The following is a 25,910-nucleotide window of genomic DNA, read 5'->3' on the forward strand; positions in this document are numbered from 1 at the left end:
TTCACTGCATGAAATACGGAGACCCATTGTAAATGCCTAACACCACCTTAGGTCGAGAGTAATCGGGAACTCGGGTCTTCCTGATGGGCTTTTTACACTAACCTTGCCGTGGGTATGGCCCATGCGGAAGAATCGAGTCAATCGGCGGCTTTCTGCTTCAAAGGCATTCACCGGGAAAAGGTCATAATTTCTGCCGCCCGGGTGAGCCACATGGTACTGGCATCCTCCCAGGCTGCGTCCATTCCACGTGTCAATCAAGTCGAAGGTCAACGGGGTGTGCACACCGATGGTGGGGTGCAGTGCATTGGGTGGCTGCCAAGCACGGTAGCGAACCCCAGCCACGTATTCACCTACTGTTCCTGTGCTGTGCAAGGGAACCTTCACGCCGTTGCAGGTTAAAACATATCGTTCGTCCACGAAGTTTTTGACCTTCACCTCTACACGTTCCAGCGACGAGTCCACATAGCGCACAGTGCCGCCAGGCGCACCTTCCTCACCCAGAACATGCCATGGCTCGAGCGCACTGAAAATTTCCACTTCCACGCCCCGGCTTGAGAAGTCGCCCATTTTTGGGAAGCGGAAGGCAAAGTGGGGGTTGAACCAATCCAGCTTGAATGGAAACCCTGCATCGTTCAAATCGGCCACCACATCGGTGATGTCGTTTTTGACAAAGGTGGACAGCATGTACTGGTCATGAAGCCGAGTGCCCCATTTCACAAGTCGTGCCGTGTAAGGTGTTTTCCAGAACTTGGCGATCAGCGTGCGCAGCAGCAATTGCTGGGCAAGGCTCATTTGCGCGTTGGGCGGCATTTCGAAAGCACGCAGCTCCAGCAGGCCCAGACGACCTGTCGAGGTGTCTGGGCTGTAAAGCTTGTCGATGCAGAATTCGCTTCGGTGGGTGTTTCCAGTGGCATCAATCAGGATGTTGCGCAACAGCCTGTCAATAATCCACGGTGGCGGGTTGCCCGAATACTTTTGCATCTGCCGATCCAGCTCGGTCAAGGCCAGTTCAAGTTCATGAACCTGGTCGGTACGGGCCTCGTCCACACGGGGTGCCTGGCTGGTCGGGCCTACGAACAGGCCAGAGAAGAGGTAAGACAAACCGGGGTGGTTGTGCCAGTAGCGCAGCAGGCTGCCCAGCAGGTCTGGGCGTCGCAGGAATGGGCTGTTTTCCGGTGTTTCACCACCCATCACGAAATGGTTGCCTCCACCCGTTCCGCTGTGGCGGCCATCCAGCATGAACTTTTCGCTCGACAGGCCAATCTGCCGCGCCTCTTCGTACAGGTTGGTTGTCAGGTGCAGCAACTCTGCCCAGGTTTTGCTGGGCTGTACGTTCACTTCAAGCACGCCCGGGTCGGGGGTGACCTGCAGCATGGTCATGCGTGCATCGCGCGGGGGCGTGTAACCTTCCATCACCACAGGCTGATTCATGGCCTGTGCCGTGTCTTCAATTCTGGCGATCAGTTCAAGGTAGTCATCCAGCGATTCAAGCGGTGGCATGAACACGTACAGTTGCCCGTTGCGAACCTGAACGCACATGGCGGTTCGCACAATGTGGGTGGCTGATTCTTTCATGACCGGTGCTGTGTCGTCCGCAACAGCAGTTTTGCCCGCAATGCCGCCTGGCTTTTGCACGGCCACGCGCGCAGCGGCAGGGGGGGCAAATGGGTCGGCAGGAATCGTGTACGGGTAATCCTTTTTAGCCACCCAAGGTTGCGAGTCCAAGGGCAAGCGATAACCCATGGCCGAGTCGCCAGGTATCAGGTACATGCGTTCATCACGCAAGAACCAGCGGCCAGTTCTCCACTGGCCTTTGTGTGCCTGAATCGGTATGCAGTAGCCAACTTCTTCAGTCAAGCCTTGGGTGAACACTTTGTTCAGGCGTTTGCGTTCCAGCGGGTCGTCAAGCCTGGAGTCGAACGGGTCCACGTTAACAGGCAGCTTGCGTTCACGCCACATATAATACCAGGCGTCTTCAAAGCCAGGCATCACATACCGTGAATGAAGTCCAAGGCGGCTGCACAGGCCTTCCATGAATTTTTTGGCCGTCGCGTTGGTGGCTTTTCCATCTTTCGGTTCACGGCTTAACAGCTTCGGGTTTTTCCAGATCGGTTCACCGCTTTTAAGCCAATACAGTGACAAGGCCCACCGTGGCAATTGCTCGCCGGGGTACCATTTGCCCTGGCCAAAATGATAGAAGCCACCCTTGCCATAGTAGTTACTCAGCTTGCCCAGCATCTTGATGCCGTACTCACGCTTGGTTGGGCCCAATGCGTCGATGTTCCATTCCGCTGCGCCGCGGTCGGTGTTGGCTACAAAAGTGGGCTCTCCGCCCATGGTCAGGCGCACATCCAATGCTTCCAGCGCCTTGTCCACTTCAAAGCCCAAGGCCTCAATTCCCTTCCATTGTTCTTCGGTATAGGGTTTGCTGGTGCGGGGTGATTCATACACCCGCTGCACGCTCATCTCGTGCTCGAACTCCACCTCGCATTCATCGAGTGCGCCTGTAATTGGGGCAGCGCTGCCCGGCTCTGGCGAGCACGCCAGTGGAATATGGCCTTCACCGGCCAACAGGCCGGAAGTGGGGTCAAAACCGATCCAGCCTGCGCCGGGCAAATACACTTCACACCAGGCATGCAGGTCGGTGAAGTCCTTTTCCGGGCCATCTGGCCCATCGATGGCCTTCACGTCACTGGTCAGTTGAATCAGGTAACCTGATGCAAAACGAGCAGCCAAGCCCAAGCGGCGCAAAATTTGCACCATCAGCCAAGCCGTGTCACGGCAGGAACCAGAACCGGTGTTCAGTGTTTCATCTGGTGTTTGTACGCCTGGCTCCATGCGAATCAAATACTTGATCTTGTTCGCCAGATCTTGGTTCAAGCCCACCAGAAAATCGATGGTTTTTACCCGGCTCAGGTTCATGTCCGCCATGTAGGCGTTGAATGCTTTGCCTGTGTGACATGGCACCAGGTAAGGGGCCAGTTCCTGATCCAGCGATTCGTCGTATTTAAAGGGGAAAAACTCGGAAGCCTCTTCAAGGAAGAAATCGAACGGGTTCAACACCGACATTTCCGCGACCAGGTCCACCGCGATTTCCAGCATCTCCGTGGGTTCAGGGAAAATCAGGCGGCCCAGGTAATTGCTTTGAGGGTCTTGCTGCCAGTTAATGAAATGGGTTTGAGGCAGCACTTTCATGCTGTAACTCAAAATGCGCGTGCGGCAGTGCGGGGCAGGGCGCAAGCGCACCACTTGGGGGCCCAGATTGATCAGGCGGTCGTAGCGGTAGCGTGTAATATGGCGCAGGGCAACGTGAATAGACACTGTGTATTCCCAAAAATGAAGCTGAAAGAACAAAACCTTTGTATGGCACGGAGAGAAGCATGAACCATGCCGAAGAAATCTGGAAAACTTTGGTGCGCGCCACCGTGGACAAAAAGCACCCTTGGCGTGTCGTGGGTTTCAGTACCTCGGGCCCCAATGGCCCGCAGGTGCGCTCGGTGATTCTCAGGGGCGTTAAACCAGCAGAACGCCAACTTCTGTTTTTCACCGATTTACGCAGCCAGAAAATGGCAGAAATTGCACACGATGCGCGCGTGGCACTGCTGTTCTGGAACCCCCGAAGCAACACGCAGTTGCGAGTATGTGGCAATGCAGCGCCAGAAGCCAGTGAATTGATTGTGAACGGTCATTGGGAGCGAATCCCGGACTATGCCCGCAAAGATTACGCTACCTTAAGTGCCCCCGGCACTGCACTCGATTCAGCAAATTCATGCCTGGACCTTTCCATGGCTCGAAGCAATTTTGTGGCGCTGAATGTAGTTGTTCAACAGATAGAACTATTGCGGCTGGATCGTGATGGCCATGTTCGCCTTGCCTTTTCTCCTTCTGCCAGCGGTGACTGGACTGAAAAAGGACTTGTGCCATAGTTTTATTGAACCAACTGGATTGAATTCTCACAAAAATAGAAAACCGGGAAGTTTGCGGTGTCTTGATGTGCCCTGAAACCAATCCAAGGAGGTCAAATGTCCATTGAACACATCACCGGGATGGGCGCAATTTCCGGTTACAACGATGAAAAAACCCGTCACGAACAACAGGACGATTCTGCATCTGAAGCGTATATTCTTGACCATCTTACTCAGCGCTATAACTTGGGACGTAGCCAAGCCATGGCCGTTCTTAGCGCTGTGATGGGTTGTGGCTCCAGCATGACGCAGTTGGCGCAAGGCCTGCAAAACAACGATGCCGCGGTTGTCGCACTCTTCGAGACTTACATTCTCTAGGGTTCCTGCGGCGTATCGTCAATTTTTCTCGCGGGTTTGTTATGCTTGAACTGTAGGTCATGTTGACCGCAGAACAAACAGGGGAACCACGTGAGCGACAGTCAGTACATTCCGCCTAAGGTCTGGGTATGGGACAAGGAAAATGGCGGCAAGTTTGCCAGCATCAATCGCCCGATTGCGGGCTCAACCCATGACAAGAAATTGCCCGTCGGCAAACATCCCTTGCAGCTGTATTCACTGGCCACGCCGAATGGGGTGAAAGTGACCATCATGCTGGAAGAGTTGCTGGCCCTTGGCCACACTGGTGCTGAATACGATGCATGGCTGTGCAATATTCTCAGTGGCGACCAGTTCAGCAGCGGTTTTGTGGAAGTGAACCCGAACAGTAAAATTCCGGCTTTGATGGACCACAGCACCAACCCGCCCACCCGAGTGTTTGAATCGGCTTCTATCCTGCTGTATCTCGCTGAAAAATTCAAAGCCTTCTTGCCCACCGATTTGAGCAAACGAACCGAGGTCATGTCCTGGTTGTTCTGGCAAATGGGAAGTTCGCCAATTCTGGGCGGCGGCTTTGGCCATTTTTACGCCTATGCACCTGAAAAGTTTGAATACCCCATCAATCGCTACGCCATGGAAGTCAAGCGGCAGCTGGATGTACTGGACCGTCAGTTGGCCAACAACCAGTTCATTGCTGGCGATGAATACACCATTGCCGACATGGCAATCTGGCCCTGGTATGGCGCATTGGTCACCAACAAGGTGTACGAAGCCGCCGAATTTCTGGAAACCCACACCTACACCCATGTGTTGCGCTGGACCCATGAAATTGCGAACCGCCCGGCAGTGATACGCGGCAGGATGGTCAACCGTACTTGGGGTGAACCCGGTGAGCAGGTACCAGAAAGACACAGCGCCAGCGATTTTGACGGAAAAGCCGTTTAACGCGCCCCGGGTTGGTGCACAATGTGCCCCTCACATTCACACCTGCCCGGGAGCAAGCGCGTGCACAAGTTTTTTTATCTCATTTTGTTGTCTGGTTTGTCCGCATGCGCTTCCAATCATGATTTGACCCAAGGCTCAAACATGCTGGGCGGTGGTTACAAGCAGGACGAACTGGGTCCAGGCTTGTTTCACCTGTATGCCCGTTCCAACCATGCCCCCTGGGCCAATTACGACGCTGCCAGAACCACTTGGCGCAACGGCGCGGAAAGGGCCTGTGGTTCCGCGGAATACGATGAGTTGTCTGTTCGTGAATCAGAACGGGACACGGGTCTGCAGAACAGCGGTGGTGTGCGTTATCTGGTGACCGAGAGAACCGGTTATGCCAAATGCGACTCCACCACGCTGAGCAACGAGGAAGTCAGCAAGGCAGTGGCCCGCCACACTTCGACCCGGTAATTTCAACGGAAATCTCGAACAACCAAGCCACGCTAAGGGATCAGGCAACCATGATCAAACTACTTAAAAGTCTGTTTGTGGTTCCCACCTTGAGCCTGCTGTGCAGTTGCGCCCTTCCTCATCTGGAAGATCGCACATCGTCAAGTGCCTTGCCCGTACACAAGGCCAGCGAAACGCGCATGGCAAGTAGCCTTGCACCTCAACTTCAAGCCAAACCGGGACAAGTGGGAATTTACCCACTTCAAGACCCACGCGAAGCCTATGCAAGCCGCGTCGCGCTGGTGCGCAACGCTGAACGTACTGTCGATATACAGTCTTATTTGTGGCGGAACGACACCACAGGCAATCTCATCTTGAATGAGTTGCTGAATGCCGCTGACCGAGGCGTGCGGGTGCGGTTGTTGATTGATGACAACGGTGTGTCTGGCCTGGATGACAAACTGAACGCCGTGGACGCCCATCCCAATATCGAAGTTCGTCTGTTCAATCCCTTTGTGATTCGCAAACCCAAATGGCTGGGTTACCTCACCGATTTCAAGCGTGCAAACCGGCGTATGCACAACAAGACATTCACGGTTGACAACCAGGTGACGATTGCGGGTGGTCGTAACATCGGTGATGAATACTTTGGCGCCACCGTGGACACCCTGTTTACCGACCTTGATGTGCTGTGCATTGGCGAGGTAGTCCGCGATGTATCTGCTGACTTTGATGCCTATTGGCAAAGTGATTCGGCTTACCCGGTGGTTAAGGTGCTGGTACCTACAGACCAGTCTGCAATTGATCTAATCAAACTTGATTGGTCACAACTTGAGCAGTCGGAACCGGCTGCCCGCTATGTCACGCAAGTTCGCGAGTCAGCTTTTTTTCAGAAACTGATGAACGGCAGTTTGCCCCTGCACTGGGCTACTGCGCGCATGGTCAGTGATGACCCGGCCAAGGGCCTGGATCAGGCCAATCAAGAAGATTTGCTCGTTGGCGAGTTGCGCGATTTCATCGGTCAACCCGAGCAGGTCTTGAACGTGGTATCGCCTTATTTCGTGCCCACTGAAAAGGGTGTGGCGTTTTTTTCCCAGTTGGCGCAACAGGGTGTGAAGGTTCAGATATTGACCAACTCCCTTGAAGCCACCGATGTGGCTGCTGTGCATTCCGGTTATGCCAAAAGCAGGGTTGATTTGTTGAAAGCAGGCGTGAAGTTGTTCGAGATGCGCAAAACGCCACGGATTGAGAATGTCCGGCAAAACAAGCGCAACACGATGCTGGGTAGCTCGGGCTCCAGCCTGCATACAAAAATGTTTTCTGTGGATGGCAACCGGGTGTTTGTGGGGTCATTCAATTTTGACCCCAGGTCGGTCAACCTCAACACGGAAATGGGCTTTCTGATCAATAGCAAAAGTCTGGCTGTGCAGATCGATCGGGATTTCAAAACCTTGCCGACCACCGCGTACGAGGTGATTCTGGACGAGCAAGATTCGCTGGTGTGGATAGAACGTGAAGGCGAAAAGCTCACAAAGCACGAGCTTGAACCCAAGGCCACTGTGTGGCGCAGGGTTGTGGTGTTCTTTTTCTCCCTGCTGCCCATCAACGATTTGTTGTGACAGGCATCAAGGCAGGGCAGGTGGGTTTGATCCTGCCCAATCAGTCCTGTTCTTCAATCCACATCATCTGGATCGCTTCCAGAATTTTTTCGTTGGATTTTTCCGGGTTGTCGTCAAATCCGGGCAAGGCGCATACCCACTTGTGCAAGTCGGTAAAGCGTATGTATTGGGGGTCAACATCTGGGTGGGCTTCAATCAAATCCAGCGCAATATCCAGCGTGTCTGTCCATTTCATGGCGGGTGTCCTTGATCAGTGGTTTTCGCGGGCGTGGTTGATGGTGTACTTGGGCAGTTCCACCACCAGGTCTTTCTGCGCAACTTTCACCTGGCAAGCCAGGCGGCTTTGCGGTGTCAGGCCCCAGGCCATGTCCAGCAAGTCATCCTCATCGTCATCACTCTCATTCAGGCTGTTGAAGCCTTCCTTGATCACCACGTGGCAAGTGGTGCAGGCACAGCTCATTTCGCAGGCGTGTTCCAATGAAATGCCGTTGGCCAGAATGCTTTCGCACAGCTGGGCACCCGTGGCTGCTTCGAAAGTTTTGCCTTCCGGGCAAAGGCTTTCGTGGGGAAGAATCTTGATAATCGGCATGTTGTAAATCTCTCGTGTTTGTTGTGTCGCTGTTACTTCGTGGCGCCGCCCAGGGTGGCGCTGACAGTGTCGATTGTTTTGCCGGTCAGGGCTTTGCGTATGCCGGCGTCCATGCGGCGGGCAGCGAAGTCCTCGGTCAGGTGGCCAAGCTCTTCAATGCCTTGTTCAATGGCGCGCACATCGGTACTTTGGGCCAGCTCGCGCATTAACTCGATACTCGCCTGAATGGCTGTCAGTTCGTCGGCTTCAAGCAGGTCGCGGTCTTTGGCGATGGCAGCCTCAACCGACTCCACCAGGCGCAGGGCTTCCACCTGTTGCTCACGCAACTGGCGTGCTTCCATGTCAGCTTCTGCAAACTCAAAACTGTTTTTCAGCATGCCGGCAATTTGATCGTCGTCCAGGCCATAAGAGGGCTTCACGGTGATGTTTGCCGAAACGCCTGAGCCGGTTTCCATGGCATTCACAGCCAGCAGACCATCTGCATCCACCTGGAAGGTAACGCGAATGCGCGCAGCACCGGCTACCATGGGGGGAATACCCCGCAATTCAAAGCGGGCCAGTGAACGGTTTTCGGACACCAGTTCGCGCTCGCCTTGCACCACGTGAATGGCCATGGCGGTTTGCCCGTCTTTGAATGTGGTGAATTCCTGTGCTCGGGCCACCGGAATGGTGCTGTTGCGGTTGATCACGCGTTCAGTCAGGCCGCCCATGGTTTCAAGGCCGAGGCTGAGCGGAATCACGTCCAATAACAACAGGTCGTCTTCACTGCGGTTGCCGGCCAGTGTGTCCGCTTGAATGGCGGCGCCAATGGCAACGACTTCATCCGGGTTCAAATTCACCAGGGGGTCTTTGCCGAAAAACGCTTTCACGGCTTTGCGAATAACTGGCATGCGGGTTGAACCGCCCACCATCACCACACCTTCAATGTCATCAATGCTCAAGCCTGCATCCCGCAATGTTTTGCGGGCAGCCTGAATTGTTCGCTTCACCAAGGGTTCAACGATGGCTTCAAATTGTTCAGCAGTCACGGTTTCAGCAATGGTCTCGCCGCTTTTGAATTCAACGCTGAGAAAGGCCGTGTGTTCATGCGAAATCTGTTCTTTCACACGGCGACACGCCATCACCAGGCGTGAACGCTGTTGCGGATTCAATTCTTCAAAGCCGTGTGTGGCAATGAAGTGGTCTGCCATCGCGCGGTCAAAGTCATCGCCACCCAGTGCAGAATCGCCACCCGTGGCCAGCACTTCAAACACGCCTGCCTGCAAACGCAGGATCGATACATCGAAGGTACCGCCACCCAGGTCGAACACCACGAACTGGCCCTGCACCTTCTGGTCCAGGCCATACGCCACAGCAGCGGCTGTGGGCTCGTTGATCAGGCGCAGTACATTCAGGCCTGCCAGTTGAGCAGCGTCTTTGGTGGCTTGACGTTGTGCATCGTCAAAATAGGCCGGCACGGTAATCACCGCACCCACCAGTTCGCCACCCAAGGTTGCTTCGGCCCGCTTGCGCAAGGCGCGCAAAATATCGGCAGACACTTCAACCGGGCTTTTGACGCCAAAATCAGTTTCAACTTCCACCATGCCACCGGAATCTTTCACACGGTAGGGCAGGTTCAACCCTTGAACATCTTTGTAGCCACGACCCATCAGGCGCTTGACCGAGAACACGGTGTTGAACGGGTCGGTGTCGGCACACGCCAAGGCATCCTCGCCCATATTTTTCACACCGGTTTCACCGTAACGCACCACGCTGGGCAGAATCACCCGGCCTGATGCATCAGGCAAACATTCCGCACTGCCACTTCGCACACTGGCCACCAAGGAATGCGTGGTGCCCAGGTCGATACCCACTGCGAGCCTGTGTTCATGCGGCGCAGTGGACATGCCGGGTTCGGCAATTTGTAACAAGGCCATTAGCTGGCGTCCTCCATCTGTTCCAGCTTCTTGTTGAGCTGGGACATGAATTTGTCGATAAAAAGAAGCGCTTGCGCCGTGTTGCAGGCGGCTTTCGCATCTTTGTCCTGATCGATCTGGTCCGCGATCACGCGCAGGCAGCGTTTCTTCTCGGCTGCCACCAAGTCAATCAGGTCTTCCAGTTCATGCGCTGATTCAATCTCTTCAAGCTGTTCACGCCAATCCATTTGCTGCGTCAACAGGGCTGGGGGCAAGTTGCTTTGTTGCCCGCGCGGATTTTCCCCGTTCAGTTCGCACCAGTAAATGGCACGCTCCATCGGCTTCTGAAGGCGCTTGTACGCCTCGTTGATTCGCGTGGCCCATTGCACAGCCAGCCGTTTTTCCTGTGAACTGGCGTTCGCAAAACGGTCTGGATGGGTTTGGCTTTGAAGGCGCAAATAAGATGCAGAAAGGGCTGCGCTGTCCAGTTCAAACTGGCAGGGCAACCCAAAAATGTCGAAATCGCTGTCGCTTAACTGAAATACTGAGTTGATCACTGGGTTGACCATTAAACGGTGAAGCTTTCACCACAGCCACAGCGTGCCTTCTCGTTGGGGTTGTTGAATTTGAAGCCTTCGTTCAGGCCCTCGCGAGCGAAGTCCAATTCAATGCCTTCAAGGTAGGGCATGCTTTTTGGGTCAACAAACAGCTTCACACCATGGGCCTCGAATACATTGTCTTCATCTGCAACAACGTCTACAAACTCGAGCTTGTACGCCATGCCAGAACAACCGGTGGTGCGCACACCGATGCGCAAGCCTATTCCCTTGCCACGTTTGGTCAGGAACTTGCTGATGTGATCGGCGGCGCGCTCTGTCAATGTAATCGCCATGGTGTTCAATTCCTATTCAACAACTTGTCAACGAAACAGCCTGATCAGGCATGCTTCTTTTTGTAATCTTCCACTGCGGCCTTGATGGCGTCTTCGGCCAAAATGGAACAGTGAATTTTCACGGGTGGCAAAGCCAGTTCTTCTGCAATGGCGGTGTTCTTGATTTCCAAAGCCTGGTCCAGGGTTTTGCCCTTGACCCACTCGGTCACCAGTGAAGACGACGCAATGGCCGAGCCGCAACCGTAGGTTTTGAACTTTGCATCGGTGATCAAGCCGTCTGAGCCCACCTTGATTTGCAACTTCATCACGTCGCCACAAGCGGGTGCACCCACCATGCCGGTACCTACTTCGTCGTCGCCTTTTTCAAAGGAGCCCACGTTGCGGGGGTTTTCATAATGGTCTAGAACTTTGTCGCTGTATGCCATGGTACTTCTCCTGAATATTCAAATATTTTAGTGCTCTGCCCATTGAACGGTGCTGAGGTCAACGCCGTCCAGGTGCATTTCCCACAATGGGGACAATTCGCGCAGTTTTGCCACTTTGGCTTTCATCAGTTCAATGGTGAAATCCACGTCCGCTTCAGTCGTGAAACGACCAATCGAGAAACGGATTGAGCTGTGCGCCAATTCATCGCTGCGGCCCAAGGCGCGCAACACGTACGAGGGCTCGAGCGAGGCCGATGTACAGGCAGAACCTGAGGACACGGCAATGTCTTTCACAGCCATGATCAGGGATTCACCTTCCACAAAGTTGAAGCTGACGTTCAGGTTGTGCGGTACGCGCTGTTCCAGGTCACCGTTGACATAAATTTCGTCAATCGCTTTCAGGCCATTGAGCAGGCGGTCACGCAGGGCTTTCATGCGGGGCAACTCACTTGCCATTTCTTCCTTGGCGATGCGGAATGCTTCACCCATGCCCACAATTTGATGGGTTGCCAAAGTGCCTGAACGCATGCCGCGCTCGTGGCCGCCACCGTGCATTTGTGCGTCAATGCGAATGCGTGGCTTGCGGCGCACATACAAAGCACCAATGCCTTTGGGGCCGTAGGTTTTGTGGGCACAGAAACTCATCAAATCCACTTTCAGCTTTTGCAGGTCGATTTCAACCTTGCCAGTGGCTTGAGCTGCATCCACGTGAAAAATGATGCCTTTTTCGCGGCACAGCTCACCAATTGCTGGAATGTCTTGAATCACGCCAATTTCGTTGTTCACGTACATGATTGAAATCAGCACGGTGTCTGGGCGAATGGCGGCTTTCAATGCGTCCATGTTCACCAGGCCGTTTTCCTGTACGTCCAGGTAAGTGGCTTCAAAGCCATGGCGTTCCAGGTCGCGGAAGGTGTCCAGCACTGCCTTGTGTTCGGTTTTCACCGTAATAATGTGCTTGCCCTTGGTTTCACCGTAAAACAGTGCTGCGCCTTTGATGGCCAAGTTGTTTGACTCGGTTGCGCCAGAGGTCCAGACGATCTCGCGTGGGTCGGCATTCACCAGTGCAGCCACGTCTTCACGGGCCTTCTCAACTGCCTCTTCCGCCGTCCAGCCATACGCGTGGCTGCGGGATGCCGGGTTGCCAAAGCTTTCGCGCAGGAAAGGGATCATGGCATCGGCTACACGCGGGTCCACCGGAGTGGTGGCGCTGTAATCGAGATAAATCGGCATCTTGTTCATCTGTGTACTCCAATCAACTGCATTGTTTAATGTGTGTGCTGTGAGGCTGCGGTATTAAGAGCCGCTGGCCTTTCACGAAACTGAATTGTCTTTTCTGCGTCTTTTTTTCGATGCTTTTCAACCAGGCACTGAAGGCTGACTGAGCCCAGGTATTCCAGCATCTTGGTGTTCAGGCTGCTCCACAGGTCGTGCGTCATGCATTGGCCTTCATCGGTACAGTTTTCTTTTCCACCGCACTGGGTTGCATCCAGGGGTTCGTCAACTGCCAAAATCACATCCGCAACACTCACCTCTTTGAGGGAGCGGACGATATGATAACCGCCACCGGGGCCGCGAACACTTTCCACCAACTCGTGGCGGCGCAATTTGGAAAACAATTGTTCAAGATAGGACAGGGAAATATTTTGCCGCTGGCTGATACCGGCAAGCGACACAGGCCCCGTGTCTTGCTGCAAGGCAAGATCGATCATGGCTGTTACGGCAAATCTGCCTTTGGTGGTCAAACGCATGGCACCCCTTTTTAATTCCTAGTATTTCAGTCAAGTATAGCAAAGTTGACTGTTTTACTCAAGTATTCAAACTAATCGGGGCAATAGGGAAAACCTTGATGGAGCAGTGGTGAGAAGTGGGCTGCAAACAAAAACCGCCAGCCAAGGCCAGCGGTTTTTGCAGTCCACACCCGCACAAGGCTGGCGCAAGCGATTTGAATTAGTTATGCAGCAGCAAACTGAAACACGCGTTTGCGCAACACTTCCAACAAGCCGGTGCAGCTGTCTTCGATGTAGTTCAGCACGGTGTCAAAGCCATCTGGACCGCCGTAGTAAGGGTCGGGTACCGTGGCTTCGTCGTGTTCAGTGGCGTAGCGCATCATCAACTGGATTTTGTGCGCGTACTGGCGTGGGCACTGCTGTTGCAGCAGGCTCATGTTGTCCCAGTCCATCGCCAGAATCATGTCGCTGTCGCGGAAGTCTTCGGCGGTAACCTGACGTGAAATCAGCTCGGAAAGGTCATAACCACGCTTGGCTGCCGCGGCTACAGCGCGGGGGTCCGGCGTTTTGTCGAGGTGGTAGGCGTGTGTACCAGCCGATTCCACGGAAATTTCATGGTCAAGACCCGCTTCGCTTACCATTTGCCTGAAAACGCCTTCCGCTGTTGGTGAGCGGCAGATGTTACCCATGCACACAAACAAAACTTTGCTTTTCATATTGGCTTCCTATGTCCTGAACCCATTAAAATTAAACTCTTGAAACCTGTGCAGCCCGCTTATGCGCTGCGTTTGGCATCCAGCGAAGAAACATTCGAGTCGCCCTTGCTGCCAAACAACTGTTCTTTCAGCAAGCCCAGCTGATCGCGTGCTTGGGCTGCTTTTTCAAATTCAAGATTCTTCGCATGCTCCAGCATGAGCTTCTCAAGTCGCTTGATTTCCTTGGCCAACTGTTTTTCACCCAACGGTGCAACTTCCAAAGCCTTGTCAGCCTTGCGTTGCTTGGAAGCGTTTGGATCGAACACGCCATCAATAAGTTCCTTGATCTGCTTGTTCACGCCCCGCGGGGTAATTCCATTTTCCGTGTTGAATTCAATCTGCTTGTTGCGGCGGCGGCTTGTTTCACCTATCGCCAGTTCCATGGAATTGGTGACCCGGTCTGCGTACAAAATGGCCTTGCCGTTCAAATTTCGGGCGGCGCGGCCAATTGTTTGAATCAAACTGCGCTCGCTGCGCAAAAAGCCTTCCTTGTCGGCATCCAGAATAGCAACTAGGGACACTTCCGGAATATCCAAGCCCTCACGCAACAAATTAATACCAACCAGCACGTCAAATTCGCCCAAACGGAGGTCGCGAATGATTTCCACGCGTTCCACGGTGTCGATGTCAGAATGCAAATACCGCACGCGCACGCCATTGTCGCTGAGGTAATCAGTGAGGTCTTCGGCCATGCGCTTGGTCAACGTTGTGACCAATACTCGATCGCCAGCGCGAGTTCGTTCGTGAATCTCGCTAAGCAGGTCATCGACCTGGGTGGTGGCAGGGCGCACCTCTATTACAGGGTCAATAAGCCCTGTAGGGCGCACCACTTGTTCAACCACTTGACCGGAGTGCTCTTTCTCGTAATTCGAGGGCGTGGCTGAAACAAACACTGTTTGCCGCATTTTGGACTCGAATTCCTCGAAACGCAAGGGGCGATTGTCCATGGCAGATGGCAGACGAAAGCCGAAGTTAACCAGAGTTTCCTTGCGGGACCTGTCTCCACGGTACATTCCGCTGAGTTGACCCAAGGTCACGTGGCTTTCATCAATGATCATCAAGCCGTCTTTGGGCAGGTAGTCAATCAGTGTGGGTGGCGGTTCACCAGGCGCAGCACCCGACATGTGGCGGCTGTAATTCTCGATTCCCTTGCAAAAACCGAGTTCCGCAAGCATTTCAAGGTCGAACCGAGTGCGCTGCTCAAGCCGCTGGGCTTCAACCAGTTTTCCGTCTTTGACAAAGAAGTCCAGCCGTTCGCGCAGTTCGTCCTTGATGGTTTCAATGGCGCGCACCACTGTGCCGCGAGGTGTCACGTAGTGGCTGCTGGGGTAAATCGTGAAGCGTGGTAATTTTTGACGAATTTTGCCTGTGAGCGGGTCGAACAACTGGATGCCATCAATTTCGTCATCGAACAGGTCAATTCGAACGGCCAGTTCGGAGTGTTCAGCGGGGTACACGTCAATGGTGTCGCCCCTCACCCGAAAGGTACCACGAGTGAAGTCTAAGTCGTTGCGCTTGTACTGCATGGCAATCAGGCGCTTGAGGATGTCGCGCTGGCTGAGCTTGTCGCCATGGCGAATGCTCAGAATCATGGCGTGGTAATCGGACGGGTTACCAATACCGTAGATGCAGCTGACCGTGCCTACAATAATGGTGTCGCGGCGCTCCAGCAGGCTCTTGGTGGCAGACAGCCGCATTTGCTCGATGTGCTCGTTGATCGAGCTGTCTTTTTCAATGAACAGGTCGCGGCTGGGTACATAGGCTTCAGGCTGGTAATAGTCGTAGTAGCTGACGAAGTATTCCACCGCATTTTTGGGGAAGAATTCGCGCATTTCAGCGTACAGCTGGGCTGCCAGCGTTTTGTTGGGCGCCAGTACAAGGGCAGGGCGCCCAGTTTGGGCGATCACGTTGGCCATTGTGAAGGTTTTACCCGACCCGGTTACCCCCAGCAGGGTTTGAAACACTTCGCCGTCGTTCACGCCTTCCACCAGTTTTTCAATGGCGGTGGGTTGGTCTCCAGCCGGGGGGTAGGGCTGGTACAACTCGAACGGACTGTCGGGGTAACTGATAAATCCAGGGGTCATGTTAAACTGCAACGCATGATGTGAGGCAACCACAAACCACAGCTGTTTCGACCAATGATCACCCGAACGGGTTGAACCTTTTGGCCAATGCCGTAGAATTGCGAGGTTGCATCATTAGGCTGTGTGCTGTGAAATATCAACAGCAATTTGTGATAAGCCAATCGTGCATTATGGTCGGAAACAGGAATTATTTCCAGACTTGACTTTTTCTTTTTTCACTCCCAGACAACGGAATCATGCTTTCAAATCGCGCACTTACGATCAAACCTTCCCCTACACTTGCCGTGACAGCCAAGGCGGCCCAACTCAAAGCCGAGGGTAAAGACATTATCGGCCTGGGCGCTGGTGAGCCTGACTTCGACACGCCAGACCACATCAAGGAAGCTGCCAAGAAGGCAATTGACGCCGGCTTCACCAAGTACACCAACGTGGGCGGCACACCGGGCCTGAAAAACGCAGTGATCGCCAAACTGAAGCGCGACAACAACCTGGACTACAAGGCCAATGAAGTAGTGGTGGGTGTAGGCGGCAAGCAGTGTATTTTCAACATGATCCTGGCCACCATCAATGATGGTGACGAAGTTGTCATTCCTGCACCGTACTGGGTCAGCTACGCCGACATCGTTGAAATTGCCGGTGGTGTGCCCAAGCTGGTGTTGGCCGGTATTGAGCAAGGTTTCAAGATCACGCCCGCCCAGCTGGAAGGCGCGATTACCCCCAAAACCAAGATGTTCATGATCAACAGCCCCAGCAACCCCACTGGCGCTGTGTACACGAAGGAAGAGTTGGCGGCTTTGGGTGAAGTGCTGTTGAAGCACCCCAACATCATCGTGGCCACTGACGACATGTACGAGCACATCAATTTGACTGGCGTGCCTTTCGTGAACATTCTGAATGCCTGCCCAGCGCTGAAAGACCGCACCGTGGTGTTGAATGGCGTATCCAAGGCTTACAGCATGACCGGCTGGCGTATTGGTTTTGCCGCTGGCCCCGCCAAGTTGATCGACGTGATGACCAACCTGCAAAGCCAGTCCACTTCCAACCCCACTTCAATTTCCCAAGTGGCAGCCGAAGCGGCCTTGAATGGTGACCAGGATTGCTTGAAGCCCATGGTTGCTGCTTTCCGCGAGCGCAATGAGTTCGTGACCAAGGCTTTGAATGCAGTACCCACTATCCAGTGTCTGAAAGCAGAAGGTGCTTTCTACGCGTTTGTGGATGCACGCAAGGCCATTGAAAAGCTGGCAGCTGAAAGCAAGATTCGCGCTGCAAACGACCTGGAATTGACCGCATACCTGCTGGAAGCAGGCGTGGCTGTGGTTCCCGGTTCTGCATTTGGTGCTGAAGGTTACTTCCGCATTTCATTTGCAACCAGCATGAGCAACCTTGAAAAGGCCTGCGATCGCATTGCAAAAGCGCTTGGTTGATTAATGTTTAAGCAGTTCGAAGCCTTTTTGTGATTCATTTGGCCTATTTTTGTTTTTGGGCTTGCGCAAAAAAATTTCGCTGCTATAATCTCGGCTCTTTCCCCGATAGCTCAGTCGGTAGAGCGACGGACTGTTAATCCGCAGGTCCCTGGTTCGAGTCCAGGTCGGGGAGCCAAATACCAGAAGGCCCACAGCAATGTGGGCCTTTTGCTTTTCTGGCACGAACAAGCCTCATGACTTCGTGGCTAATACCATCTGCTTGATGTCCTTGAATACCTCGCTCCACACTTCATCTGAAACGTCAAACCCGATCAAGTAGCGCATGAAGAACGCGCCCTCAGTGGCGAGAAATGCAGCACGCAATCGACGATCTTCCTCATTCACTACATTCAGATCACCAATTCGTGATGCATACCAGTCGATGGAGCGTTTGACCTGCTGGGTTGAGCCCATCATGGCGGCCAACAAGGTTGCTACACGCCGCAATGATGTATCCGACTCCCCTTCGGTGGTTTGTATGTGCGCCAAAACGCGCCTTTGCTTGTCTGGGTCAAGGCCTGCACATTCATCAAACCTTGTTTGTTCATCGGCGATCCAACGATCGAGCATTGATTCAATGAGATTTTCACGTGTGCCAAATGCGGACTGGATACTGGCTTTCGGAAGTTTGGCTTCTGCTGCGAGAGTGCCGAACGACAGACCATTGCCACCAGACTTGGCGAGTAACTCTTCAGCGACATCGAGCAGATGCTCACGGTCAATTGTGCGAGGACGTGGCATGACTTGACTCCATTGTGTGTTTAAAATACGATCGTATTTAAACATCGTAGTGGCAATTTGTCACTGTGGCAACTAAATAGTTATCTAATCTTGGTGAAGGGAAGCGGAAATGAGCTGGATATATTTGGTCGTGGCGGGGTTATTGGAAATTGGTTGGCCAGTGGGCTTGAAAATGGCACAAGAACCCCTTACCCGATGGATGGGTATCGCAACTGCCGTAAGCTTCATGGCGGGCAGTGGTTTTTTTCTGTGGCTTGCGCAGCGCCACATACCCATGGGTACAGCCTATGCCATCTGGACAGGTATCGGCGCAGCGGGTACTTTCCTGGTGGGCGTGATGTTTTATGGCGATCCTTCCACACTGATGAGGTACATCGGTGTACTGCTGATTGTGGCGGGCGTGGTTACGCTGAAACTGGCCCACTAATTTCAAAAAATTTTTAACCTTCAAAGGTAAATATCTCAAAGGGTAAACATGACTCGCAGCTTTAAGAAGTTTGAAGTGAACGGCACCGTATTGAATGTGCTGATTGCAGGGCAGGGCGAACCTGTTTTGCTGATTCACGGATTTCCGGATGACCACAGCGTGTGGCGTTATCAGATCGACGCGCTGGTGCAAGCGGGCTTTCAGGTTATTGCCCCTGATATGCGGGGGTACGGAGAATCTGCGCTGTCAAAACGCGTGCGCGATTACCATGTCAGCAATTTGGTGAAAGATCTTCTCGCGCTGCTCGATGCTTTGAAGATCAAGCAGATTGCAGTGGCCGGTCACGACTGGGGCGCAGGCATTGGCTGGATGCTCGCCATCCATCATCCGGAACGGGTATCGCGTTACGCCGCCTTGTCAGTCGGACATCCTTGTGCGTTTGTCAGCGCGCCCATGTCGCAGAAATTGCGCAGCTGGTACATGCTGTTTTTCCAGTTACGTGGCCTGGCCGAGTTCTTGATCAAGGCCAATAACTGGAGTTTGTTTCGCAAGGTATTTGGCCTGCCCAATTATGAAGAGGAAGTGATTCAGCGTTTGTCGAGACCAGGCCGCCTGACAGCAGGTTTGAATTATTACCGGGCCAATGTGGACATGTTGTTTGTCAAAAATCTTCCATCTGTGAAGATGCCCGTGTTGGGACTTTTCAGTACAGGAGACAAATATCTGATTGAGCAGCAGATGCAGGATTCTGCACAATATGTGCAAGCCGAATGGCGCTATGAGTGTATCGAGGGTGTGTCGCATTGGTTGCAACTGGATGCGCCTGAACGCGTGAGCGCGCTGCTGATCGAGTTTTTTGGCAACGCCAAGCTTTGACAGGCCGCATTGCGCAGGTATATTGGATCCATAAAATGGCTTGAAGCCAAAAATTATTCCCTGTGTACACACCACCTCATTGACGCCGGCTCATGTCTTTTTATAAGGGTCAAGAAAATGAGTACAGAAATTAAGCCACCCCTGCCACCGTTTGATCTTGACTCCGCAGTCAAGAAGGCAAGGGCTGCGGAGAACGCCTGGAACACGAAAGATCCTGTGGCGGTATCCCTGGCGTACACCGAAGATTCCAAGTGGCGCAATCGCAGTGAGATATTTCAGGGAAGGCCTGCGATTGTGGATTTTCTGACCCGGAAATGGGCGCATGAAAACGGCTACAGGTTGATCAAGGAAGTTTGGGCCTACACCGACAATCGCATTGCTGCACGATTCGCTTACGAGTGGCACGACACCGATGGAAAGTGGTTTCGAAGCTACGGCAATGAAAACTGGGAGTTTGATTCCCGGGGCTTGATGAGAGTTCGCCATGCCAGCATCAATGACATCCCGATTGCTGAAGCGGACCGGTTGTTTCATTGGCCACAAGGCCCCCGACCGCTGGACCATCCTGGGTTAAGTGACTTGGGCCTCTGATCTACTTTTGTTTCTGGGCGCTTGCTGGCGGAAAGCTGTGGAGGGTTTCAGAAATGATTCTCAGGGTGTGTTCAATGCGCTCGTCATTCAGGTTGCCGCCCAGAGAAAGTCGCACGGCATTGGGCGTGTTTCCTTCCAGGCAAAACATGTCTGCGCTGGCAATCGCGATGCCACGGTTGAGCAAGCGGCCACAAAACGCGGACTGATTCCAGGTGGAAGGAAGATTGAGCCACAGGTGAAACCCTTCGGGATTCGTCTCGTAGTTGAAATCACCCAATATGCGCTTGGCGATCATTTGCCGCTTTTGGCTCAGCAGTCGAATACTGTCCAGGCACATTTGGGCAGTGCCGTCGAGAATCCATTGGGTCGCAAGTGCTGAACACACCGGGCTTGCCATAATTTGTGTGGCGCGAAGTGATGAGGCAATTCGTTTGGATTCAAGTTCATTCGGGCAAACCAGAAATGCAATTCGAAGCCCGGCACTGACGGTTTTGGACAAGCCGCTGACGTAGTACGTCAATTCTGGTGCCAAGCTTGCAAACGAAGGTGGGGGCGTTCGCATCAATTTGCTGTAAGGATCGTCCTCAATAATTTTCAGGCCGAAGTGCCTGGCTACTCCAACAATTTCGCGCCGCCGTGGTTCGCCAATGGTTCGGGTTGTCGGGTTCTGAATGGTCGGGTTCAAGTACAGTGCACGTACATCATTGATGCGGCAGTGTGCTTCAAGTGCGTCAGGAAGAATTCCTTCGCTGTCGGTGGGTATGCCCAGTGTTCGAATGCCGAGTTGGCCAGCCATGGCTTTGACGCCCGGATAGGTAACGGCCTCTGCGCACAGGATGTTGTCTGCACCAACCAATGCCGTCATGAGGCCCGCCAAGGTGCCTTGAATGCCGGGTGTGACTAGCGTAGTGCGCCCTTCGTGGTGCGGGCTTACACCACTTAACCAGGTGGCTGCTGCCTGCTGGTCGTTGTCGCTTCCACCGAAGTCCTGGTAACGGGTCAGTCTGTGAAAATTGCCTTGTTCAATCACATGGCGTGTACCCTGCCGCATGCGTGCAAGAAGTTCGGGCTCTTGCGGTTCGGGTGCCATGTTCATGGTCATTTCAATCAGGGTGGGTTCTGTTCCACGCGGACTTGAACTCTGGATTCTGACGTAACTGCCCACGCCTGCCTTGGAGGTGATCAAGCCGCGGTGTTGCGCTTCCTGATAGGCGCGGGCCACCGTGGTGTAGTCCAGGCTCAGACCCTTTGCCAATTCACGAATGGGCGGAAGGCGGTCATCCAGACTCAATATGCCCTGCCGTATTTCCAGTTCAATCGCTTCAGCAATGGCCAGGTAGGCCGGTTTGTTGCGGTCTGCAAGTGCCTTGTTCCAGTCGTTCAAAAGATCTGCTCTGTTTCGCATGCGTAATCGTTGTGCTTGTTTGAATCAATACCTGTGCAAGCAACTTGCGCGCCCGATGTTTTGCATTTTTTTGCACTCTACCGGTGCAGGCAATAACCGTTGTGGCGGGCACGTTTTTCAGGAAGATGAGTGCTTGGATGGGTGAAGAGCCGCATCAAATCGATTTGATCGGATCTTGATTGGATTGACCTGGCATGAATTGGTACAGGCATTGCAGATCAATCAACGTGCGCCGACACAGTGCAAATTACTTTCACGGTGCCAATTTGTTGATGACTCTGGAGATCATGAAATGCCTAAAGTAAATCACCCCGCTCACGTTGATGGCGATTATTTTGTTGATTACGAAGAAAAAGTATTTGAGGACGTGAAAGCTGAACCGGGTCAGAAAGCGCTGGTGACTTTTCACACAGTTGCTTTTGAAGGTTCGATTGGTTTTGTGAACCTGTTGCAGGCCACGCGTTTGCAGAGAAAGGGCTTCGAGACATCGGTGCTTCTATATGGCCCAGGCGTGACATTGGGTGTTCAGCGCGGTTTCCCCACCTTGGGAAATGAAGCATTTCCCGGTCATTTGAATTTCAACAACCAGATCAAGAAATTCATGGGCGAAGGCGGCAAGGTCTACGCCTGCCGCTTTGCCTTGCAGGCTTTGTATGGCCACGGCGAGCCTTCCCTGATCGAAGGCATTCGTCCAATCAATCCCCTGGATGTGATGGACCTGGTGCTGATTCACAAGCGTGACAGCGCTGTGATTATTGACACCTGGACTTTGTAAGAGCACGGCGGCGGTCGCCCTGTGGCGACCCGCCTGATTGATGTAGAAGTGGAGATTGTTCATGACTCAAGCCAGGACAATTCGTGCCGCGGCAGCGCAGATCGCTCCGGATTTGCAGGTGCCCAGCCGAACAACCGAAAAGGTTTGCCGCACCATTGAAGAGGCCGCTGCCAAGGGGGTGCAAATCATCGTGTTCCCCGAAACCTTGGTGCCCTATTACCCGTACTTCTCGTATGTGTTGCCGCCTGTCCAGCAGGGCAAGGAACATTTGAGGCTGTATGAACATGCGGTGCTTGTGCCCGGCGCTGAAACCGATGCGATTTCTGCCATGGCCGCCCAGCACAACATGGTGGTTGTTTTGGGTGTGAATGAGCGTGACCACGGGACGCTTTACAACGCACAGATTATTTTCAACAGCGATGGAAAAATCCTGTTGAAGCGCCGAAAGATTACGCCGACCTACCACGAGCGAATGATCTGGGGGCAGGGCGATGCATCGGGTTTGAAGGTGGTTGATTCCGCAGTGGGCCGCGTGGGTGCACTTGCGTGTTGGGAACATTACAACCCCTTGGCCCGTTATTGCCTGATGGCGCAGCACGAGGAAATTCATTGCGCGCAGTTTCCCGGCTCACTGGTGGGGCAGATATTTGCCGATCAAATGGAAGTGACCATTCGCCACCATGCGCTGGAGTCGGGTTGCTTTGTGATCAACAGCACGGCATGGCTATCGGAAGAGCAAGTTCAAAGTATTTCGCAAGACAGTGTTTTGCAGAAAGGCCTGCGGGGTGGCTGCTTCACCGCCATTGTCAGCCCGGAAGGAAAGTTGCTGGGCGAGCCAATTACCCAAGGTGAAGGTATGGTCGTTGCCGACCTGGACATGGGATTGGTGACCAAGCGCAAACGCATGATGGACTCGGTAGGTCATTACGCAAGGCCCGAGTTGTTGAGTTTGCTGGTACGGGATGAGGCGTCAAGCACCATGAAAACAGTTCGGGGAGAGCACCATGCTGAGTACTGATCTTCAAACTTTTGGTTTAAGGCTGGAAGACCCCACTGCCGGGCTGCAGAGCAGACGCGGCGGGGCTGGGCCTTCAGACCACAAGGCTGTGCTGGTGGATGGGCAAACCGTGATGGTTCCGGTGCACACCCACACGGCTTGGGATTCTCCCTACATGGCGAGCAAACCCGATGCAAACGGGAAAAGCGAGCTGCGTAAAAACGGCATTCCGATTGCCGTGATTGATTTTCCGAAGCAGCCCAAATTCTATGGTTTGAAAACCGCAGAGGGCATTCCTTACGAGCAAATTGCCACGCTGCACAGCAGTGATGTGCTGGCCACCACTGTGCTTCAAACCTGCATTCGCTATGAAAGCAGAAACAAGACTTGCAAGTTCTGTTCGATTGGCCAGTCTTTGGCCGCCGGGCGAACCATTGAAAGAAAAACCCCGCAGCAATTGGCTGAAGTGGCCAAGGCCGCAGTCGAGCTCGATGGGGTGAAGCAGATGGTAATGACCACAGGCACCCCTGCAACGCCTGATCGTGGCGCGGCAATCATGGTTGAAAGTGTAGTGGCCGTAAAGGCAGCGGTGAACCTGCCCATCCAGGTGCAGATCGAGCCGCCAGATCGGTTCGAGTGGTTTGAGGAATTGAAGCGAAGTGGCGCAGACACGCTGGGTATGCATTTGGAAGTGGTGTCAGAACGGGTTAGGCAGGAAATCATGCCTGGTAAAGCAAAGGTGCCTGTGAGTTATTACATGGAGGCATTTGATGCGGCGGTCAAGGTGTTTGGTCGCGGACAGGTCAGTACCTACATCATTGCAGGGCTTGGCGACACGCAGGATGAAATTGTGAATATGAGCCGGCAGTTAATTCAGCGCGGGGTTTATCCCTTCATTGTTCCCTTCGTGCCCATCAGTGGTACGCCCCTGGAAAGCCACCCAGTGCCCAGTTCGCAGTTCATGCTCGAGGTGTTGAAGCCTGTGGGGCAAATGCTTCGAGAGGAAGGAATGCTGTCCAATGACATGAAGGCAGGTTGCGGCAAGTGCGGTGCTTGCTCGACGTTGAAATCTTTTGAGTCGTGAAGCAATTTGCGAGGTGATGACATGTTTGTTGATGAAATGAATCTTGTTCAAATGGATATTAGTCAATTCAGCTACAGCGAATGCCGCATCAAGCTTGCTGTGGATGACTGGGAATTGCAGCAAGCCCAGGCCTTGCGAAAAAAAGTGTTTGTGGTGGAGCAGGGCATTTTTCAGCACAGTGACCATGATCTGTTTGACAGCAGTGCGGACACCCTGGTGGCCACCACCGGAATGCTGGGCATTCCTGATGCAGTAGTGGGCACAGTACGAATTCACCAGCAAGAGCCCGGTGTGTGGATGGGTTCACGCCTGGCTGTGGATCATTCATTTCGGGCCGACAAAGGTTTGGGAAAAGCCTTGATTCGCATGGCAATTGGCAGCGCACGCGCTCGGGGCTGCAAAGCGTTTTATGCGAATGTTCAAGTACAGAACGTGGCCTTGTTTCAAAAGCTGGGATGGCAGGCTGTGGGTGAGGTGACTGTGCACGGTGTGGTGCACATGTTCATGCAGGCCGATTTGGGTTTGTATCCGGTGGAGCAAGATCCATGTTGCGGTTTTGTTCATCTTCTCAAGCAGTCGGGGCGTACTGCATTGATCAGGGAGCGGGCATGAGTTCGCTTCACGAGTTGGTGCAAGCCGTTCGCGACAGCAAAGGCGTTGCGCACAAAAAGGACATTGCGATTGGCATGAATGCCTTGGCTAGTGTGCAGCCGTGTCAATCATCAACCCTGGTGGGAGATGACTGCGCGGTGTTGAAGTCGGCGGATGGATCTTACCTGTTGTTTGCCATTGAAGGTTTCATGAATGAGTTTGTTCAGGACGATCCCTGGTTTGCCGGTTATTGCGGCGTGATGGTGAATGTGAGTGACATTGCCGCCATGGGTGGAAGTGCCACGGCTGTTGTCGACGCGGTGTGGACATCTGATTCAGTGCAGTTGAAGCAGATTCTGCAAGGCATGGCCGTTGCCTCTGCGCGTTACGGCGTGCCCATTGTGGGTGGACACACCAATGCGAGAAATGACCGCAGTCAACTTGCAGTGTCAATCATTGGCACAGCCACCTCGGTGTTGAGCAGCTTTGAAGCCAAACCCGGTGATGTGTTGATGAGCGTGATTGATTTGCGGGGCCAATATCGCGGGGCCGGCAATAACTGGAACGCGAGCACCGAAGCGCCGGCAGAACGTTTGCGCGGTGACCTAGAGTTGCTTGCCCTAGTGGCCGAAAGTGGTCTTTCTGTGGCCTGCAAGGACATCAGCATGGCGGGCCCCTTGGGCACTCTGCTGATGATGCTGGAATGTTCTGGCTACGGTGCAGAAATTGTTCCCGAGGCCTTTCCGCGTCCCGAGGATGTATCACTGGAACGCTGGATGCAAACCTTCCCCAGCTTTGGTTTCGTGTTCAGTGTAGCGCCTGCTCAAGTTGAAAAGATGAAACAACTTTTTAACAGCCGCGATTTGCTTTGCAAGGAAGTTGGGCAAGTTGTTGAGGGTTCAAAGGTTTGGTTGAAAGATGACGCCGAACGCGAGTTGTTGTGGGACTTTTCTGAAACACCACTACTGGGTTGTGAACAGTTGAATAAAGCCAATGATGTTGAAGGAGAAGCGTATGCCTGTGGTTCGGTTTGATGTGTTGTGGCCAGATTCTTCAGTGATGAAGTGCCTGTCGCCCTCAACTGTGATTCGAAATTTCATCCAGGAGGGCGAGGTTTATTCATTGTTGGAATTTGTGACGATGGCAGAGCTTGGTTTGAACCAGGCCAGTGATCGGGTACGGGAAGTGTACGGCTATGCCTGTTCTGCGGCAGCGGACCAACTGGAAATCATTCAGACCAAGGCAGACACTTTTCGGGGGCAGCCCGCCGCCTCTGTGCAAGTGCTTCGAGTGGATTAAAAGGGATAAAGG

At 53.4% G+C, this 25,910-nt stretch carries 28 protein-coding genes and 1 tRNA gene; 16 read left to right on the plus strand and 13 right to left on the minus strand.

Annotated features, from left to right (window positions below):
• Positions 1-36: 36 nt before the first annotated feature.
• Positions 37-3,321 carry a transglutaminase family protein gene (locus RGQ30_RS05695; RefSeq protein ID WP_130556841.1) on the minus strand — a complete coding sequence of 1,095 codons (3,285 nt, stop codon included), beginning with the start codon at positions 3,319-3,321 and terminating at the stop codon, positions 37-39.
• Positions 3,322-3,380: 59 nt separating this feature from the next.
• Between RGQ30_RS05695 and RGQ30_RS05700 the strand changes: the two genes are divergently transcribed.
• The 5 genes from RGQ30_RS05700 to RGQ30_RS05720 all read left to right on the plus strand — a co-directional run bounded on the left by RGQ30_RS05700 (position 3,381) and on the right by RGQ30_RS05720 (position 7,279).
• Complete coding sequence (locus RGQ30_RS05700; protein WP_130556840.1) at positions 3,381-3,926, plus strand: pyridoxamine 5'-phosphate oxidase family protein; 546 nt, start codon at positions 3,381-3,383, stop codon at positions 3,924-3,926.
• A 96-nt stretch (positions 3,927-4,022) separates the two neighbouring features.
• Positions 4,023-4,283, plus strand: coding sequence for a hypothetical protein (locus RGQ30_RS05705; protein ID WP_130556839.1), 261 nt, complete (start codon positions 4,023-4,025; stop codon positions 4,281-4,283).
• Positions 4,284-4,373: 90 nt separating this feature from the next.
• Complete coding sequence (gene yghU, locus RGQ30_RS05710) at positions 4,374-5,225, plus strand: glutathione-dependent disulfide-bond oxidoreductase (RefSeq protein WP_130556838.1); 852 nt, start codon at positions 4,374-4,376, stop codon at positions 5,223-5,225.
• A 60-nt stretch (positions 5,226-5,285) separates the two neighbouring features.
• A complete protein-coding gene (locus tag RGQ30_RS05715) occupies positions 5,286-5,681 on the plus strand; it encodes a hypothetical protein (RefSeq protein ID WP_130556837.1) in 396 nt (131 codons plus the stop codon).
• A 50-nt stretch (positions 5,682-5,731) separates the two neighbouring features.
• Entirely contained in the window at positions 5,732-7,279 is a 1,548-nt protein-coding gene (locus tag RGQ30_RS05720) for a phospholipase D family protein (protein ID WP_130556836.1), read from the plus strand.
• Positions 7,280-7,319: 40 nt separating this feature from the next.
• On the opposite strand, the gene iscX is transcribed toward RGQ30_RS05720, so the two are convergent.
• The 10 genes from iscX to uvrB form a co-directional block, all read right to left on the minus strand.
• A complete protein-coding gene (iscX, locus tag RGQ30_RS05725; RefSeq protein WP_130556835.1) occupies positions 7,320-7,514 on the minus strand; it encodes a Fe-S cluster assembly protein IscX in 195 nt (64 codons plus the stop codon).
• A 15-nt stretch (positions 7,515-7,529) separates the two neighbouring features.
• On the minus strand, positions 7,530-7,868 hold the full coding sequence (gene fdx / locus RGQ30_RS05730) for an ISC system 2Fe-2S type ferredoxin (RefSeq protein WP_130556834.1): 339 nt from the start codon (positions 7,866-7,868) through the stop codon (positions 7,530-7,532).
• Between the two features lie 32 nt (positions 7,869-7,900).
• Positions 7,901-9,784 carry a Fe-S protein assembly chaperone HscA gene (hscA, locus tag RGQ30_RS05735; RefSeq protein ID WP_130556833.1) on the minus strand — a complete coding sequence of 628 codons (1,884 nt, stop codon included), beginning with the start codon at positions 9,782-9,784 and terminating at the stop codon, positions 7,901-7,903.
• Positions 9,784-10,320: a Fe-S protein assembly co-chaperone HscB gene (hscB, locus tag RGQ30_RS05740; protein WP_298217640.1), complete on the minus strand. Its 537-nt coding sequence runs from the start codon at positions 10,318-10,320 to the stop codon at positions 9,784-9,786. Before hscB ends, hscA begins: the two co-directional genes overlap by 1 nt.
• Positions 10,321-10,331: 11 nt before the next feature.
• The gene (gene iscA / locus RGQ30_RS05745; RefSeq protein ID WP_130556831.1) at positions 10,332-10,655 is read right to left on the minus strand and encodes an iron-sulfur cluster assembly protein IscA; all 324 of its coding nucleotides are present in this window, start codon (positions 10,653-10,655) and stop codon (positions 10,332-10,334) included.
• Between the two features lie 44 nt (positions 10,656-10,699).
• Positions 10,700-11,080: a Fe-S cluster assembly scaffold IscU gene (gene iscU / locus RGQ30_RS05750; protein WP_130556830.1), complete on the minus strand. Its 381-nt coding sequence runs from the start codon at positions 11,078-11,080 to the stop codon at positions 10,700-10,702.
• A gap of 27 nt (positions 11,081-11,107) precedes the next feature.
• Positions 11,108-12,322, minus strand: a complete 1,215-nt coding sequence (locus RGQ30_RS05755; protein WP_130556829.1) for an IscS subfamily cysteine desulfurase — start codon at positions 12,320-12,322, stop codon at positions 11,108-11,110.
• Positions 12,323-12,348: 26 nt separating this feature from the next.
• Complete coding sequence (iscR, locus tag RGQ30_RS05760) at positions 12,349-12,831, minus strand: Fe-S cluster assembly transcriptional regulator IscR (protein ID WP_130556828.1); 483 nt, start codon at positions 12,829-12,831, stop codon at positions 12,349-12,351.
• Positions 12,832-13,034: 203 nt separating this feature from the next.
• Positions 13,035-13,526, minus strand: coding sequence for a low molecular weight protein-tyrosine-phosphatase (locus RGQ30_RS05765; RefSeq protein ID WP_130556827.1), 492 nt, complete (start codon positions 13,524-13,526; stop codon positions 13,035-13,037).
• A gap of 59 nt (positions 13,527-13,585) precedes the next feature.
• Positions 13,586-15,649 carry an excinuclease ABC subunit UvrB gene (gene uvrB / locus RGQ30_RS05770; protein ID WP_130556826.1) on the minus strand — a complete coding sequence of 688 codons (2,064 nt, stop codon included), beginning with the start codon at positions 15,647-15,649 and terminating at the stop codon, positions 13,586-13,588.
• A 236-nt stretch (positions 15,650-15,885) separates the two neighbouring features.
• Here uvrB and RGQ30_RS05775 point away from each other — a divergent pair, with 236 nt between their 5' ends.
• Together RGQ30_RS05775 and RGQ30_RS05780 are read left to right on the plus strand one after the other, a co-directional pair.
• Positions 15,886-17,073, plus strand: a complete 1,188-nt coding sequence (locus tag RGQ30_RS05775) for a pyridoxal phosphate-dependent aminotransferase (RefSeq protein WP_130556825.1) — start codon at positions 15,886-15,888, stop codon at positions 17,071-17,073.
• 99 nt (positions 17,074-17,172) lie between these two features.
• Positions 17,173-17,248: transfer RNA gene (locus RGQ30_RS05780), tRNA-Asn, on the plus strand.
• Between the two features lie 56 nt (positions 17,249-17,304).
• Here the strand turns inward: RGQ30_RS05780 and RGQ30_RS05785 are convergent.
• A complete protein-coding gene (locus RGQ30_RS05785; protein ID WP_298217632.1) occupies positions 17,305-17,853 on the minus strand; it encodes a TetR/AcrR family transcriptional regulator in 549 nt (182 codons plus the stop codon).
• Between the two features lie 109 nt (positions 17,854-17,962).
• On the opposite strand from RGQ30_RS05785, the gene RGQ30_RS05790 reads away from it, so the two are divergent.
• From RGQ30_RS05790 to RGQ30_RS05800, 3 genes are all read left to right on the plus strand, one after another.
• Positions 17,963-18,280: a DMT family transporter gene (locus tag RGQ30_RS05790; protein ID WP_130556823.1), complete on the plus strand. Its 318-nt coding sequence runs from the start codon at positions 17,963-17,965 to the stop codon at positions 18,278-18,280.
• 48 nt (positions 18,281-18,328) lie between these two features.
• The gene (locus RGQ30_RS05795) at positions 18,329-19,156 is read left to right on the plus strand and encodes an alpha/beta fold hydrolase (protein ID WP_130556822.1); all 828 of its coding nucleotides are present in this window, start codon (positions 18,329-18,331) and stop codon (positions 19,154-19,156) included.
• Between the two features lie 117 nt (positions 19,157-19,273).
• On the plus strand, positions 19,274-19,747 hold the full coding sequence (locus RGQ30_RS05800) for a nuclear transport factor 2 family protein (RefSeq protein WP_130556821.1): 474 nt from the start codon (positions 19,274-19,276) through the stop codon (positions 19,745-19,747).
• Position 19,748: 1 nt separating this feature from the next.
• On the opposite strand, the gene RGQ30_RS05805 is transcribed toward RGQ30_RS05800, so the two are convergent.
• Entirely contained in the window at positions 19,749-21,152 is a 1,404-nt protein-coding gene (locus RGQ30_RS05805) for an aminotransferase-like domain-containing protein (protein ID WP_130556820.1), read from the minus strand.
• Between the two features lie 292 nt (positions 21,153-21,444).
• On the opposite strand from RGQ30_RS05805, the gene RGQ30_RS05810 reads away from it, so the two are divergent.
• From RGQ30_RS05810 to RGQ30_RS05835, 6 genes are all read left to right on the plus strand, one after another.
• Positions 21,445-21,927, plus strand: coding sequence for an MSMEG_0572/Sll0783 family nitrogen starvation response protein (locus RGQ30_RS05810; RefSeq protein WP_105029808.1), 483 nt, complete (start codon positions 21,445-21,447; stop codon positions 21,925-21,927).
• Positions 21,928-21,988: 61 nt separating this feature from the next.
• Positions 21,989-22,945: a Nit6803 family nitrilase gene (locus RGQ30_RS05815; protein WP_130556819.1), complete on the plus strand. Its 957-nt coding sequence runs from the start codon at positions 21,989-21,991 to the stop codon at positions 22,943-22,945.
• Positions 22,932-24,008, plus strand: a complete 1,077-nt coding sequence (locus RGQ30_RS05820) for an MSMEG_0568 family radical SAM protein (RefSeq protein WP_130556818.1) — start codon at positions 22,932-22,934, stop codon at positions 24,006-24,008. Before RGQ30_RS05815 ends, RGQ30_RS05820 begins: the two co-directional genes overlap by 14 nt.
• 21 nt (positions 24,009-24,029) lie before the next feature.
• Positions 24,030-24,620: an MSMEG_0567/Sll0786 family nitrogen starvation N-acetyltransferase gene (locus RGQ30_RS05825; RefSeq protein ID WP_338284837.1), complete on the plus strand. Its 591-nt coding sequence runs from the start codon at positions 24,030-24,032 to the stop codon at positions 24,618-24,620.
• Positions 24,617-25,633: a sll0787 family AIR synthase-like protein gene (locus RGQ30_RS05830; protein ID WP_130556816.1), complete on the plus strand. Its 1,017-nt coding sequence runs from the start codon at positions 24,617-24,619 to the stop codon at positions 25,631-25,633. Before RGQ30_RS05825 ends, RGQ30_RS05830 begins: the two co-directional genes overlap by 4 nt.
• A complete protein-coding gene (locus RGQ30_RS05835) occupies positions 25,614-25,898 on the plus strand; it encodes an MSMEG_0570 family nitrogen starvation response protein (RefSeq protein WP_130556815.1) in 285 nt (94 codons plus the stop codon). Before RGQ30_RS05830 ends, RGQ30_RS05835 begins: the two co-directional genes overlap by 20 nt.
• Positions 25,899-25,910 lie beyond the last annotated feature (12 nt).

The organism is Limnobacter thiooxidans, from assembly GCF_036323495.1.
GTDB lineage: Bacteria > Pseudomonadota > Gammaproteobacteria > Burkholderiales > Burkholderiaceae_B > Limnobacter > Limnobacter thiooxidans.